We start from the raw sequence: 15,000 nt of genomic DNA, 5'->3' as shown, positions 1-15,000 counted from the left end.
AGAAAAAGTAGCATTTATCTAAACTAACAAAAATCATCCAATCTTACAAATTTGTAAGATTAGTTATTCACAATTATATAAAATTTACTACCTTGACCTACCACAGAGTCGACTTTCAATGTTATTTCCAGTTTATCTGCAATAGACTTTGCCAAATACAATCCCAAACCACTTGATTTTTGTTTTAATCTTCCATTAAATCCAGAATATCCTTTATCAAAAATTCTATTGATATCTTCTTCTGGAATTCCTATTCCGTGATCTTCTATTAAAATCACAACAGCATTATCTTTTTTGAATGAATCTAAGATAATCTGTGAATTTTCAGAATATTTAATTGCATTAGAGAGGATTTGCTCCAATAAAACACTAAGCCATTTGCTATCAGTGATGCATTTTAAGCCATTTTTTCTAAAATCCAAACTAATATGTGAGTTGATGAACAAAAGTGAGTATTTTTTGACTAAAATATTCAGCAAATTATCCACATCGACAACGCTTATATCCATGTCTTTTTCGTGCAAATTTAGCTTCAAATAATTTATAGCCATATTCGTGTAATTGTCGATTGATTTAAGTTGCATTTTCATTTCTGTATTATCTTCTGTCAAAATTTCCAAGCAGGTTATCGGAGTTTTAATCTGGTGTACCCACATAGAAAAATATTCTTGGATGTCTTTTTGCCAAGTAATATACTGATTTCTAAACGTTTCTATCTGTGTTTCCAAATCACGAATTCGTTCGTCTTTTGTTAAATTTTTTTGAAAATCAAAATATTTTATTATCAGATAAATCACAAATACTAAAAAACATATTTGAAATGCTTGTAAAAATATTTTTATGTTCACATTATTCAAAAATAAAACAATGAAAAACACTGCATGCATCAAAATAAAAAATATAATAGAATTGAGGTTTTTCTTAATAAAACTTTTTAATTTATCCATTTCTTTCACTTTCTTGATTTAAATAATAACCAGAATATTTCTTCGTCAACAAAAAGTTCTCCAACCCAAGTTTGTGTAGTTTTTTTCTAATCCTATTGATGTTTACTGCTAGTGTATTATCATCTATAAAAAAATCATTCTGCCAACACTTGTCCATAAGTTTTTCCCTAGTTACAATTTCTCCTTTAGCTTCAAATAATGACTTCATAATAAGCATTTCTGTTTTGGTAAGATTAGTGTCCTTGCCTTTATATTCTAATCTAAATTCGTTAATATAAAGTATAGTATCATTAAAATCTAAGACACTTTTGATTGTATTATTTCCGTAATATCTCTTCATTATGGCATTTATTTTCACCATTAGTACATCAAAATTAAACGGTTTTGTAATATAATCATCTGCTCCCATTTGCATTCCCATTATTATATCCAAATCTTCTGATTTAGAAGATATGAAAATTATCGGAATATCTGTTTCACTTCTTATCTTCTCACACCAAAAATATCCATTAAAACTAGGAAGTATAATATCCATCAAAATTATATCTGGATTAATTTTTTTGACATCCTCCATTATATCTATTCCAGAATTTGTGAATACTTCGTACTCCCAATTTTCTAGATACTTTTTAAGTGATTGTAAAATTATCTTATCATCTTCTATAATTAAAACCTTCATACTAAAATTATACATAAACTCGCAAAAAAATGATATTATTCATTTCCCAATAAAAAAGTTAGTGAGCCGAAAACAGTTCACTAACTTTTTTTTACTAATCGTTCATTATTCCCAATCTATCAAATACATAGAATAATAAGCTTAACACTACTGCAACAACTGATGCTAAAACCATTCCTGATAATGATACTCCCAAGAAGTTTATTTTCAATCCTGAAAGTCCAGTTACGAATATTACAGATGTTAATATTAAGTTTTTGGATTGTGAGTAATCTACTTTTTGGTCAACTAATAATCTTATACCACTTGTACCAATCATTCCGTAAAGCAAGAATGTTACTCCACCTATTACATTTCCAGGAATAGATGAAATAAGTGCTGATAATGGTCCTATAAATGCCATTAAAATTGATATACAAGCAGCTCCAGCTATTACATAAACTGAGTAAACTTTTGTAATTGCCATTACTCCAATGTTTTCACCGTAAGTTGTAGTAGGCACTCCACCGATCAAACCAGATAATGCTGTTGAGAAGTTATCTGCAAAAATGGATCTATGAAGACCAGGTTCTTTTAATAAATCTCTTCCGATAATATTACTTGTAACTACTTGGTGAGAAATATGTTCACTTGTAATTACCAATATTACTGGTAACATTGTGATTATTGATTTCAAATCAAATATCGGAAGCTGAAATTTAGGCAATGTAAATAATGATGCTTGCATTACTGGTGTGAAATCAACCATTTTTAATGCTACACTGACAATATAACCTGTTATAATTGCGATTAATATCGGTATTGTAGCTAAGAATTTTTTGAACAAAACTGAACCTAAAATAGCCACTGACAAAGTAACCAAGAAAACTATAACATCATTTGTAGTTCTAGTTTCTGTCATGATATTTGCGCCAATTTTCCCACCAGAAACAGTCGCTTGTGCAAGTTCAAATCCTATCAAGCTAACAACACTTCCCATCGCAGCTGGTGGTAAAACAACATCAATCCAGTCTGTTCCGAATTTATAAATTATGTATGCTAGAATACACCCTATAAGTCCGATTGCCACGAAAGCTCCTTGTGCATAACGAAAACCCGATTGACCAATAATAATGGTTGCAGGCCCCAAAAAAGCAAAACTACTTCCCAAATACGCTGGTGCTTTTCTTTTTGTAATCAAAAAAAAATAACAAAGTTCCTATACCGTTCATTAGTAGAACAATACTAGGATTGATCCCCAAAACTATAGGTACTAATACACTTGCCCCGAACATAGCAAAAGTATGTTGTATACTTAGAGGTATCAGCATCTTAGGAGATACTTTTTCGTCTACTCCAATAATTCTTTTCATAAATCCTCCTTTTTTTTATCCTATATATTCTACATTGAACTCACTTATATTTCAAGTAGTTTGACTTGTATATATTCTAACTGATATAATAAAAAGCGTTATTTGAAAGGAAATTATTATGGAAAACAACGGAAATTATTTGAAAACCAAATTATTAGAAAATGGTATCAAACCTACATATCAAAGGATAGTAATCTTGGATTATTTGGAAACTTATCATATTCATCCAACAGTTGATGATATTTATAATTACCTAGCTCCAAAACTAACGACATTATCCAGAACAACTATCTATAATACAGTTAAAATTTTCGTAAAAGCTGGAATCGTATCAGAACTTAACATCGATAATTCAGAGTTAAGATATGATATAACTACAGAAACACATGGTCATTTCAAGTGTGATAAGTGTGGGAAAATTTACAACTTTACCGCTGACAAAGCTATCGAAAGTTCTGATTTAAATGGATTTAAAGTTACTACTACAAATATTCTAATAAATGGAATATGCAAAGATTGCTTGGATAAAGAAAATGAATAGTGAATTTTATAAGATTGAACCTAGAGATGATTTGTATATAAAATTACTTTTCATTTCCAAAACAAATTTACAAATGAACGAACAAATCAAACGAGGAATTCTTCCATTTTATCAAATGTATTATTGTTTAAAAGGCAATGGAACTTTTATTGTCAACGATAAAAAAATAGAAATTCTCCCATTTGATGTATTAATAGTAAACCAAGGTTCCAAAATCACAGAAATTTCGCACTCAGAAACTTTTGAATTTTATACTTTGGCAATCTCAGAAGTATCATTTGATACAGAACAAAAAGATAAGGCAGTGCTTAGTATCAAACACAATCACATCAACGACCGTGATATGGTTATTTTATATTATATTAATAAAATTCTTGAAGAAGCTAAGTACAAAAGATTCAGATATCAAAGGGTTTGTTCATGCTTAATCAGTATTCTAATCACAGAAATTCAAAGACGCGGCGACTTAAAGTTCACAATGGATGATCCTTCACAAGATTCATTTACAAAACATGTTGAAGATTACATTTATGAAAATTTCAATCAAGAAATTACATTGGACTCTATTTCAAAAAAATTCAGGGTATCGAAGTCACATTTGATTCATGAATTTAAAAATGATTACGGTAAAACTCCTATGCAGTTTTTGCTAAACAGAAGAATGGAATCCGCGATGTTATTGTTGAAAACATCAAACAAACCTATCAATGATATAGCTAAGCTTTGTGGATTCAACTCACAGTCTTATTTTGACCAAGCATTTCGTAGAATTGTTAAAGTAACTCCTAATGATTATCGCAACAAATACAAAACAAAAATCAAAAAAATAAAAAAATAGACTTTGTTTTATTTATTACCTTAAATTTAAAAACAAAGTCTATTTTTATTTCAAACTACTCAGAGATTAATGATTTTACAAACACGAACTTGTTTTCATCACTGAATTCATCAGAAAAACTATATCCATCACTTGAAAAATTCTTCAATTCATTAATTTCTACGATATCGTTCTTTGCCATATAATTTACCATTCTACCTCTGAGAATTTTTGACGAAGTCGCTTTTGTTTTCAGCTTAATACATCCATCTTTCAATGTTTCTTCTTTAAATTCAATTCTCAAAGGCTTAATATCCAAATATTTGTAAATATTTTGTCCGTATTCTTTTGATGCCAAATCAATTATTTTCTCACCTTTAAAATAATTTCTTATTTCATCTTCCCAGAAATCATACATATTGATAATCTTATCTTCAAAATCCAATCTGTATCTTGCAACTTGATCAAGAGGACGAAGAATTCCGTATAGTCCCGATAATATTCTAAGGTGTTTTTCAAGATATTCAATTTCTACATCTTTTAATGAATCTATATCCATGTATTGGTATTGAATTCCGTAAAAGCTTTCAATTGCAGAACCTTTAACGGAAGAATCGAATTTTTGATATAAATTATAACTGTCATTGGCTATTTTATCGGAGCATTCCCATATCATTTTTAGTTCTTCTACAGATTTAGTTTTTATCATTAAAACCAGTTGGTTTTTCTTATCTTCAAACAAACAATTGGTGTGCATGTTTCTCATTTTTCTGATTTTAAAAGTTTTTGCTGGTGAAATTATAATTTTCATACTTGTCCTTTTTAAATGTATAGTGTTATGAACATATTACCACAAAAATAGACTGAGTAATCTAATTCTACAATTATTTTACCCAGTCTTATTTTTATGCTTCGTTTTCTTGTTTTGCTATAATATCTTTGACTTTCATAAGTCTTGTGATATTAGCACGTTCGTTTTCATCAAGTTTTGCTCTGATATATTTAATTGTTTCTTCCAAATCAGGAATTGTTCTATATTCCAAAGCATTTACTCTTCTTCTGGTTTGCTCAATTTCATCCGCCATTAATTGCGTAGCTTTTTCGATTTGAGCCAATTCAAGCATGTCATCCATTACTGAATTTAATGAATCAATTGCCAAATCCAAATCCTGTGATGTTTGAGCGTATCCATAAGGATAAATTTCGCTAGAATCTGCTTCACCTTCACGAGAGAATTTCATTTGTGGAATAATTACACTCATTACGTTTTTAGTTTCGATATCGACATTTACCTTTGTTTTAGGAACAGATACCGCTTCATCCAAAAACTCTGGGCTCATTATTGCACTTGCCATTAGGAAATCACTGAAAGAGTTTTGGAGTTTTTCTTCAACTTTTTCTCTCAATGCTTTGTTTTCCTTAATCATATCGATGAATTGTCTCATAAGTTCATCTTGTTTGTCTTTTAATAACTTATGACCTCTTGTAGATGTTTTGAGTCTAGCTTTCAGCTCCGAAAGAGCCATTCTTGTTGGATTGACGTTGAGTCTTGCCATTACTCATCAGTCCCTTCACCATTTCCAAGATATTTATCTATTAATTCATCTTTAATTCTCTTCAATTCAGTACGTGGGATTTCTTTTAATAAGTCCCAACCAATATTAAGAGTTTCTTCGATAGATCTATCAGTATAATAACCTTGATCTACATATTCTCTTTCGAATCTTTCTGCAAATTTCGCAAATGCTTTATCTGATTCACTCAAAGCTGATTCTCCAAGGATTGCAGATAATTGTTTTGCATCAAGTCCAGATGCATATCCAGCATAGATTTGGTTCATTGTATCTGCATGGTCTTCTCTTGTTTTGCCTTTACCAATACCTTTATCTTTAAGTCTTGATAATGATGGAATAGCATTGATTGGAGGTTCATATCCTTTTTTGTATAATTCACGTGAAAGAATGATTTGTCCTTCAGTAATGTATCCTGTCAAGTCTGGTATTGGGTGAGTAATATCATCTTCTGGCATTGTCAAGATAGGAATTTGAGTAATAGATCCTTCTCTTCCAACTATTCTACCAGCTCTTTCATATAAAGTCGCAAGGTCAGTGTACAAGTATCCTGGATATCCTCTACGACCTGGAACTTCTTTTCTGGCTGCAGAAACTTCACGAAGTGCTTCTGCGTAGTTTGTCATGTCTGTCATGATTACCAAAACGTGCATGCCTTTTTCAAATGCCAAGAATTCCGCACAAGTAAGTGCCATTTTTGGAGTGGAAAGTCTTTCGATTGCGGGGTCATCTGCTAAGTTCATGAACAATACTGCTCTGTCGATGGCTCCTGTTTTGTTGAAATCTCCGATAAAATATTGAGCTTCTTCGAAAGTGATTCCCATCGCTGCAAATACTACGGCGAATTTATCGTCTTTACCCAAAACTTTTGCTTGTCTAGCTATTTGAGCAGCTAATTTGTTGTGAGGAAGACCTGAACCTGAGAATATAGGAAGTTTTTGTCCTCTAACAAGAGTATTCAAACCATCAATTGTGGATACACCTGTTTCGATAAATTCTGATGGATAGTCTCTGGATACTGGGTTGATAGATGAACCATTTATGTCCACTTTATCTTCTGGAATGATTTTAGGTCCATTGTCTATTGGTCTTCCTAACCCGTCAAATACTCTACCAATCATATCCTCAGATACTCCAAGTTCCAAAGGTCTACCCAAAAATCTTACTGTTGTTTCTTGTAAGTTAATTCCTTTTGTACCTTCGAATACTTGAACCATCGCTACATCATGGTCTATTTCTACAACACGACCACGTCTTTTTTCTCCACTTTGTAATTCTATTTCAACAAGTTCGTCGTATTTTACGCCTTCTACACCTTCTACCGCCATTAATGGTCCGACTACTTCTGTTACTGAATTATAATCTTTAATCATTAACGTTCACCTCCATTAACTAAATCGGTAATTTGTGATTTAATTTCTTGCTTAATTTCATCAAATCTTTGTAATTCATCTTCTGGAATATTTTTAGCACGTGTAATTTTTTCTTTTACAGAAAGTTTTGAAATTTCAGAAACATAAGCTCCTTCTTCCAAAGCTTTCAAGGATTCCTTGTGGAATGTTAGGATAATATCCAACATTTTTGCTTGCTTGTCCAATGAACAGAATGTGTCTGTTTCGTGGAATGCGTTTTGTTGAAGAAAATCTTCTCTTAAAGATTTTGAAGTTTCAAGTTTGATTTGATCTTCATCACTTAATGAATCACGACCAACCAATCTTACTATTTCTAGTAATGATGATTCTTCTTGTAATAACTTCATCGCTTGCTTTCTGTAATCTGAGAAATTACCATCTACATTTGCATCCAAATACTCATCAATCTTATCTTGATACAATGAGTAAGAGTTAATCCAGTTTATTGCTGGGAAATGTCTCATGTAACTTAATGCGTAATCCAATCCCCAGAATACTTTTACAATTCTAAGTGTAGATTGTGTAACTGGTTCTGAAATATCTCCACCTGGAGGAGATACCGCACCTATAACTGTCAATGAACCGTCTCTTCCATCACTACCCAAACATTTTACTTTACCAGCACGTTCGTAGAAATCAGCAATTCTTGATGCCAAGTATGCAGGATAACCTTCATCACCAGGCATTTCTTCAAGTCTACCACTCATTTCACGAAGAGCTTCTGCCCATCTTGATGTTGAGTCAGCCATCATCGCTACCGAATAGCCCATATCTCTGTAGTATTCAGCGATTGTAATTCCAGTATAGATACTTGCTTCTCTGGCTGCTACTGGCATGTTTGAAGTGTTCGCTATCAAAACTGTTCTCTTCATCAATGATTGTCCAGTCTTAGGGTCAATCAATTCAGGGAATTCATTAAGAACGTCTGTCATTTCGTTACCACGTTCTCCACAACCTACATACACAACTATTTCAGCGTCTGCCCATTTAGCTAATTGGTGTTGAACTACTGTTTTACCACTACCGAAAGGTCCTGGAATTGCTGCAGTACCACCTTTTGCAACTGGGAAGAATGTATCGATAACTCTTTGACCTGTGATCAATGGTCTGATTGGATCTTCCTTTTCTTTGTAAGGTCTACCATTTCTTACAGGCCATCTTTGAATCATATTAATTTCTGTCTCTTTAGAATCTTGTTCTACAACGCAAACTGTTTGATCAACAGTGAATTCTCCAGATTCAATTGATTTGATTTTACCAGATACATTAGCTGGAACCATTATCTTGTGAACAATTACTTCAGTTTCTTGAACTTCACCAATAATGTCTCCTGGCTCTACTTCATCTCCAACAGACTTAACAGGCTTGAATTCCCATTTCTTTTCTCTGTTCAAAGATGGAGCACTAACTCCTCTTAATAAGAAGTCTCCAGCTTTTTCTTGCAATGATTTTAATGGTCTTTGAATACCATCAAACATTTGCTCCAATATACCAGGTCCCAATTCTATTGAAAGTGGGTGTCCTGTAGACACAACCTTATCTCCAGGTCCAATTCCTGTTGTTTCTTCATATACTTGAATTGAGGCTTTATCGCCTCTCATTTCAATAATCTCTCCAATGAGCTTATCGTCTGAAACCTCAACCACGTCATATACGCTTGCGTTTTCCATTCCTTCAGCAACTACTAAAGGTCCGGATACTTTTAATACTTTACCTTCTTTCAATATAAGCTCTCCTTTACAAAATGTTCGCTCCAACAGCCTTTTCGACATTGGTATTGATTCTGTTCATTCCAATGTTCAAGCTACCTTGATTAGAAGGTATCAAGATAATAGCTGGTGAAACTTTATCATTATATCTGTCTATTGTTTCTTTGATTTTTTCTGCTATTTGTTCAGTAATAAAAATCACACCGTAGTCTTCTTTTGCTAGTCTATCAACTGTTTTTCTAGCATCACTGCTTTCAATAGATTCAAAAACATCTACTCCCAAAGCCTTAAAAACCAACACAGAATCTCTATCACCTACTACAGCTACTTTTTTACGCATAACTTAACCTCAACTTACTCCTGATATAATCAGGTTTCAATGAGTTAATCTTTCCTACAAAGATAATCCTCAAGTTTTTAATTTCAGTTTCTTTGGCAAATAAATATCCAAATAAAACCTCAGGTCCATAAGTAACCTTCTTAATTTCCTTGATTTTTTCCATCAAATAATCGTCCATAGCTTTTTCAAAACCAGACAAACTATTTGACTTCTTGTATTCACTGATAGCTTCCTTCACATAATAGTAAATTCTAGCTTGCTTGAATAATGGACTATCTTCAGTGATTTCAGAATGCAATTCACTTTCGAATTTTTCAGATTCAATACTTCCGTTAGGAATAATAACTTTTTTCAAAAATTCTAAACTTTTCTTTTGATTTTGAATTCTAAGTAAAGTTTTGATGTTTGTAAAATCTATTAAATCTTCAACATATTCATTTATCAAATCTGAATCAATTTCTTTTGCTATTTCTGATGTCTCCACAAAATACTCTCTGTCAGCATATATATCTACCATTTGAGGATCTTTGTTTTCTTCATAATCAGCGATGGATTCTTTAATAACTTTATCAAAATGTTTCATTTCAGTATCCACGTTTTCCTTAATAGAATTTCTCATACTTTTGAATTCAATTCTAGTTATATCGCTTAACATAGAAGAAAAATCTTCATCTTTTAGATATTCTTTTATTAGCACTTTTAAATTATGATAATCGTATTTTAATGCCATTAAATCGACAGGGTATTGGAAACTACTCATATCATACATATACTTATACGTCTTTTTTAACTCGTTTTTCAAAGCTATATCATAATTCTTGTAATTATCCAGCTTTGCGAATTCTGATTGATATACTGAATCTGATAATAATCTTACCGTTTCCTCTAAGTTACTAGCATCTATCAGTCTTTCATAATCATTCTTAGTCAATAATTCCTTTTCTTTGACACGAGTTATAGCAGATTGATGTATGAAATCTTCTTTTTTCATATTATCACCTACTTCTTAAAAAGAGTTTTTGCAATTTCTACTTCCAATTCATCTTTCATTGAATCGACCAGTGAAGAAAAATTATTGTTGATTAATACATTACCTCTTTTAATACAAAATCCACTATCAACAGTTTCATCTGATATTTTTACATTAAAGCTTTCGTTCTTCAAACTATCATACTTATCAGATTGTAATACTAACAAATCATCACTATTCAAATCCATTTTGGATAAACTATTTGTTAGGTATTTTTTATAATCTTCAAGTGACATATTCTTTAATTTATCTTTAATTTTTTGTAAAATACTATCGATTACTTCTTGTTTTGCAAAAAGTGCATCATCTCTTGATTTCAAAACAACTTGAGATAAATGTCTGTCATAAACACCTTTTGCCTCAGATTCTGCTTTTTTTAATATTGTATCTTTTTCTTGATTAGCCTGGTCTATTTTAGTTTCAATGATTTTTTCTTTTTCTTGGTTTGCATTTTTAAGAATCTCTTCAGATTCTTTTTTTGCATCCTCAAGAATTTCATTAATTATATTATCTAAATTAGACATCTAAATCACCACTAAGCTTGGATTTGGTTCATTAATAAGAATGAAATAGCAAATGCTAAGATGGCATATAACTCAACCATTACGGCATAAATAATACCTTTTGCTTGTTGAGGTTCATTCTTTGCTAAGATATTGATACCACTAACTGCTACCTTACTTTGAGCGATTGCTGAGAAATATCCTACAACACCTACTGGCAATGCAGCTGCGATGTAAACATATCCTTGAGCCAATGAAATATTTCCACCAGCTAATTTGAATAAAATTAAGATACCAATTACGAATCCGTATAAACCTTGAGTACCTGGTAATAATTGAAGTACTAATGATTTACCGAATTTTTCTGGTTCTTCAATAACTACTCCTGCTGCAGCTTCCCCTGCCATACCTACACCTTTAGCAGATCCCATACCTGAGAACAAAACTGCTATTACTACTGATAATACTCCTAAAACTAATCCACCGTTTTCTAAAAAGAATTTTTCCATAATATCCTCCTATTTGTTTGTTATGTTAAAATATTCTGATTCTGTTATAAGTTTCTTGAATGGCACTCCTCCACCTTCGTAGAACTTGTTAAACATTTCTACGAAAATCAATCTTGCAGAGTGAACATATGCTGACAAGTAAGACAAGAATGCGTTAAATGCTTGGAATACCACGAATACGATAAGTCCAAAAATAAATCCTATAACACTTGATTCTGCCATCATTTTTACGATCATGTTAATTGCTACTGCAATGTATGCTCCTGATAAACCTAAAGCCATAAGTCTCATATAAGATACGAAATCTCCAATCCATCCAGAAATCCCGTACAACGAATATAATCCTGATCCAAGTTTACCACCAATACTTTTAGCATCTCTTCCCGCTGTAAGAATTATTCCAACAGCCGATGCTATAGCAATCCATTTTGCAATAGTCAACGCCATAGCTGGTAATGCTAACGACTTTCCAATTAGTAAAACTAATATACTAATAATAATTAAATACCATAGTCCTACATCATAAAATGCATCTAAAGGCTTGTGGTCTCTAATCAACATATAAGCCTTGATTCCCAATGCAAAGAATAAATGTATAAAACCAAAGATTAAGCATAAAACTATTAAAGTCATAGCATTTTTACTTGTGTCAATGATTGGTGTCATTGGTACTATTCCACCAAAGAATGATCCGTAAATATATCCCCAGAACATTGAAGCAATTGAAATGAACATAAAGAACTTCAAGAATTGCTTTTTCTTTTCATCAAGATTAAAAACCTTGAGTGCCACTAATATTGCTAAAAATACTATCAATCCATATCCTAAATCACCAATCATCATTCCAGAGAAGAAACAATAGAATGGTGCCAATAATGGTGTTGGATCAACCTCATTGTATTTTGGCAATGAATACATTCCAGTAATACTTTCAAAAGCTTTTGCAAATCCTCTGTTTTTAAGGATAATAGGCACATTTGGATCATCCTTATCCGCTGGTTTCATCTCTAAATAATACTTATTATTTAATGAATTTTGTAGCAGATTTTCAAAATCTTTTTCTTTATCAGAAGGAATATATCCTTCGATTATATCAATCTTATCTGTCTTCTTAATCTTGCTAGTAGCTTCTTCTTTCAAGCTATTGTTTTCCAGATAATCATGATAAATCTTAAATTGTTCAGTCAAATCTGTTTTTGATTTAATTTGATTTTCGATTTTCTTGTATTGCTCGTTGTTTGTTTTTATTTGTTCATCAATATTTTTAATTTCATCTTTTACAAATCCATGTGATTTAATATTAATGTTTACAAATCCATTATCCCTAAGAATATCTGAAGCTTTCTTATAGTCCTTAGCGATAACAAGCAAGTACACAAAACCTGAATTACGAGAAATCTCCTCGATATAAATATCTTCAATGTCTTTTGTGTTTAATTTTAACTGATCGATGAATTTATCACTTACAGTTCCCGTAACCACCTTAACTCTTTTGAAATCATCAATCTTTGAAATATCCAAGTCCAATTTTTCCCATGGAATTAATTCAGATTTTTTTTGATTCAAAGTTTGATTATTTTGATCGAGTTCAGTTAGTTGTTTGTCCAATGATGAAAGCTCTTTGTAATGCTTACCGAAGTCAAAATCAAGAGCTTTTTTTGTAAGTTCTTCTAGTCTAAATGTTTTCTTACCTTGCTTTAGTTCGTCAATTTTATTGTGCTTTTCCGAATACTTTTCAAGCAAATCTATAGCCCATTTTACTTTGGTAAGCTTTTCACTAGTGCTAACAATTTGTTCAGAATTATCTAAATTCTTTACATATTGATTATCTTCTTCTAACTTCTTCTCATCGATATGAACATAATTAAACTTTTGAAGATTTTCGAGTAATTTTTCTCTATCATAATCAAATGAAAACAAATCAAATTTGCTCATTTTTACAATAGCCATTAACTCACTATCCTTTCAACGATTTTGTTTACAAGTCCTTCAACTGTATCAGTGTCGATGCTTTTAATACTTTCGTTATTCAACTTAGCCTTTTGTTCAAGTTCCTTTGATTCTTCTATCGCTTTGTTCTTAGAAGATTCTAATTTTTCATTTCGAACTTTTTGTGCTTCGTTGATAATTTCATCGTATTTTTGCGAAGCTTCTGATTTTGCATCTTCTAAAATGCGTTTTTTATTTTCATTAGCTTCATCGACAATAAGCTTAGCCTTTTCTTCAGCTTCTTTTATTTTTGATATAGCAGTATCTGACATTGTTTCACCTCCTAATTAGAGATGGTTTTAGAATAAGAATATATTCTAAAACCATAAGTATATAACTAAAAGCTTAAAGCTATTTAGTACCAAATAATCTGTCTCCTGCATCTCCTAATCCTGGTACGATATATCCGTGCTCGTTTAATTTTTCATCAAGACCTGCAACGTATATATCAACATCTGGATGCTTTTCTTGAACCATTTTGATTCCTTCTGGAGCAGCAATTATATTTACCAATTTGATGTTCTTGCAACCATGTTCTTTCAAGAAAGTGATAGCGGCTTCTGCAGAACCACCTGTTGCAAGCATTGGGTCTACAACGATGATATCTCTTTCTTCTACATCTTTTGGTAATTTACAATAATATTCAACAGGTTTCAAAGTTTCTGGATCTCTATATAAACCAATGTGTCCAACTTTTGCTGCTGGTAGCACACTCAAAAATCCTTCAACCATTCCCAAACCAGCTCTTAAAATCGGAACTACTCCCAACTTTTTACCACTTAAAGTTTGTCCTGTTGTTTTTCCTATCGGAGTTTCTACTTCGCAATCTTCTAATTTAAAATCTCTTGTTACTTCATAGCACATTAAAGTTGCTATTTCAGAAACTAACTGTCTAAATTGATTACTTCCCGTGCTTTTGTCACGTAAAATTGTTAATTTGTGTTTAATCAACGGATGATCAAATACAGTTACTTTACTCATAATTCCTCCTATAAAATAAACTTTATACTCTTTATTATAACATACTAAATTAATTCTATGTTATTGGCACAAGATTTTTTAAGCCTGTTCATTATACTTATACCCATTTTTTGTTCAATTACCCCTTCACAAATTAATAATTTATAATTTAATTTATCTAACTCCCTGAGGTAAGAAAAGATATTGTGTGCAAAATTCAAATAATCATTTCTTTTTGAAATTATTTTTACATTTTCGAAATTTACATTCGTTGCAGTTTCTTCACACAGTATAAATCCAATTTCGTCGGTATTTATTCCCAAGCTATTAACATAACTTTGTATGTTATCCATGTTTCCTTTGATTACTATGAGTTTTGTTTTAGGTGCATAGTGCTTGTATTTTTGTCCTGGTGATTTTGGAATAGTGTTAGAATCAACTAATGATTTATCGTACACAACCTCATCCAAATATTCTTCCAGATCTTCTTTTGTGTAAAAACCAGGTCTAAGTATGGTGTACGGTTTCTCCGTCAAATCGACAACAGTGGATTCAATTCCAATGTTACAACTTCCTCCATCCAAAATCATTTCAATCTCACCTTGCATATCACTATACACATCTTGTGCATTAGTTGGTGA

General features: G+C 31.6%; 16 protein-coding genes and 1 pseudogene. 2 read left to right on the top strand and 15 right to left on the bottom strand.

Going from position 1 to position 15,000, the window contains the following annotated elements:
• Nucleotides 1-59: 59 nt before the first annotated feature.
• The 3 genes and pseudogenes from ACLUJM_RS06825 to uraA all read right to left on the bottom strand — a co-directional run bounded on the left by ACLUJM_RS06825 (nucleotide 60) and on the right by uraA (nucleotide 2,978).
• Nucleotides 60-947, bottom strand: a complete 888-nt coding sequence (locus ACLUJM_RS06825) for a sensor histidine kinase (protein WP_294685125.1) — start codon at nucleotides 945-947, stop codon at nucleotides 60-62.
• On the bottom strand, nucleotides 940-1,641 hold the full coding sequence (locus ACLUJM_RS06820) for a response regulator transcription factor (RefSeq protein WP_294685126.1): 702 nt from the start codon (nucleotides 1,639-1,641) through the stop codon (nucleotides 940-942). Before ACLUJM_RS06820 ends, ACLUJM_RS06825 begins: the two co-directional genes overlap by 8 nt.
• A gap of 79 nt (nucleotides 1,642-1,720) precedes the next feature.
• Nucleotides 1,721-2,978, bottom strand: a pseudogene (uraA, locus tag ACLUJM_RS06815) (uracil permease).
• A gap of 118 nt (nucleotides 2,979-3,096) precedes the next feature.
• On the opposite strand from uraA, the gene ACLUJM_RS06810 reads away from it, so the two are divergent.
• Nucleotides 3,097-3,519 carry a Fur family transcriptional regulator gene (locus ACLUJM_RS06810; protein WP_294685128.1) on the top strand — a complete coding sequence of 141 codons (423 nt, stop codon included), beginning with the start codon at nucleotides 3,097-3,099 and terminating at the stop codon, nucleotides 3,517-3,519.
• On the top strand, nucleotides 3,512-4,357 hold the full coding sequence (locus ACLUJM_RS06805) for a helix-turn-helix transcriptional regulator (protein ID WP_294685129.1): 846 nt from the start codon (nucleotides 3,512-3,514) through the stop codon (nucleotides 4,355-4,357). The genes ACLUJM_RS06810 and ACLUJM_RS06805 overlap by 8 nt, the downstream gene beginning before the upstream one ends.
• Before the next feature lie 55 nt (nucleotides 4,358-4,412).
• On the opposite strand, the gene ACLUJM_RS06800 is transcribed toward ACLUJM_RS06805, so the two are convergent.
• From ACLUJM_RS06800 to ACLUJM_RS06745, 12 genes are all read right to left on the bottom strand, one after another.
• The gene (locus tag ACLUJM_RS06800) at nucleotides 4,413-5,147 is read right to left on the bottom strand and encodes a YaaA family protein (RefSeq protein WP_412412497.1); all 735 of its coding nucleotides are present in this window, start codon (nucleotides 5,145-5,147) and stop codon (nucleotides 4,413-4,415) included.
• 94 nt (nucleotides 5,148-5,241) lie between these two features.
• Nucleotides 5,242-5,892, bottom strand: a complete 651-nt coding sequence (locus ACLUJM_RS06795; RefSeq protein ID WP_294685131.1) for a V-type ATP synthase subunit D — start codon at nucleotides 5,890-5,892, stop codon at nucleotides 5,242-5,244.
• Entirely contained in the window at nucleotides 5,892-7,280 is a 1,389-nt protein-coding gene (locus ACLUJM_RS06790) for a V-type ATP synthase subunit B (protein ID WP_294685132.1), read from the bottom strand. The genes ACLUJM_RS06795 and ACLUJM_RS06790 overlap by 1 nt, the downstream gene beginning before the upstream one ends.
• Nucleotides 7,280-9,043 carry a V-type ATP synthase subunit A gene (locus ACLUJM_RS06785; protein WP_294685133.1) on the bottom strand — a complete coding sequence of 588 codons (1,764 nt, stop codon included), beginning with the start codon at nucleotides 9,041-9,043 and terminating at the stop codon, nucleotides 7,280-7,282. Before ACLUJM_RS06785 ends, ACLUJM_RS06790 begins: the two co-directional genes overlap by 1 nt.
• Nucleotides 9,044-9,056: 13 nt before the next feature.
• The gene (locus ACLUJM_RS06780; protein ID WP_294685134.1) at nucleotides 9,057-9,368 is read right to left on the bottom strand and encodes a V-type ATP synthase subunit F; all 312 of its coding nucleotides are present in this window, start codon (nucleotides 9,366-9,368) and stop codon (nucleotides 9,057-9,059) included.
• Entirely contained in the window at nucleotides 9,361-10,359 is a 999-nt protein-coding gene (locus tag ACLUJM_RS06775) for a V-type ATP synthase subunit C (RefSeq protein ID WP_294685135.1), read from the bottom strand. Before ACLUJM_RS06775 ends, ACLUJM_RS06780 begins: the two co-directional genes overlap by 8 nt.
• 8 nt (nucleotides 10,360-10,367) lie before the next feature.
• On the bottom strand, nucleotides 10,368-10,922 hold the full coding sequence (locus ACLUJM_RS06770) for a V-type ATP synthase subunit E (protein WP_304066209.1): 555 nt from the start codon (nucleotides 10,920-10,922) through the stop codon (nucleotides 10,368-10,370).
• A gap of 11 nt (nucleotides 10,923-10,933) precedes the next feature.
• On the bottom strand, nucleotides 10,934-11,410 hold the full coding sequence (locus ACLUJM_RS06765) for a V-type ATP synthase subunit K (RefSeq protein ID WP_294684074.1): 477 nt from the start codon (nucleotides 11,408-11,410) through the stop codon (nucleotides 10,934-10,936).
• A gap of 9 nt (nucleotides 11,411-11,419) precedes the next feature.
• Complete coding sequence (locus tag ACLUJM_RS06760) at nucleotides 11,420-13,360, bottom strand: V-type ATP synthase subunit I (RefSeq protein ID WP_294684072.1); 1,941 nt, start codon at nucleotides 13,358-13,360, stop codon at nucleotides 11,420-11,422.
• Nucleotides 13,360-13,671 carry a hypothetical protein gene (locus ACLUJM_RS06755; protein WP_294684070.1) on the bottom strand — a complete coding sequence of 104 codons (312 nt, stop codon included), beginning with the start codon at nucleotides 13,669-13,671 and terminating at the stop codon, nucleotides 13,360-13,362. Before ACLUJM_RS06755 ends, ACLUJM_RS06760 begins: the two co-directional genes overlap by 1 nt.
• Nucleotides 13,672-13,750: 79 nt before the next feature.
• On the bottom strand, nucleotides 13,751-14,380 hold the full coding sequence (gene upp / locus ACLUJM_RS06750) for a uracil phosphoribosyltransferase (RefSeq protein ID WP_294684069.1): 630 nt from the start codon (nucleotides 14,378-14,380) through the stop codon (nucleotides 13,751-13,753).
• A 44-nt stretch (nucleotides 14,381-14,424) separates the two neighbouring features.
• On the bottom strand, nucleotides 14,425-15,000 hold a 576-nt coding region (locus ACLUJM_RS06745; protein WP_412412496.1), incomplete at its 5' end, for an L-threonylcarbamoyladenylate synthase.

The sequence above is a fragment of the Finegoldia sp. genome, from assembly GCF_046991905.1.
In the GTDB taxonomy this organism is placed as follows: Bacteria; Bacillota; Clostridia; order Tissierellales; family Peptoniphilaceae; genus Finegoldia.
The sequence above is the reverse complement of the archived record's forward strand: the minus strand, read 5'-3'. Positions and strand labels throughout refer to the sequence as shown.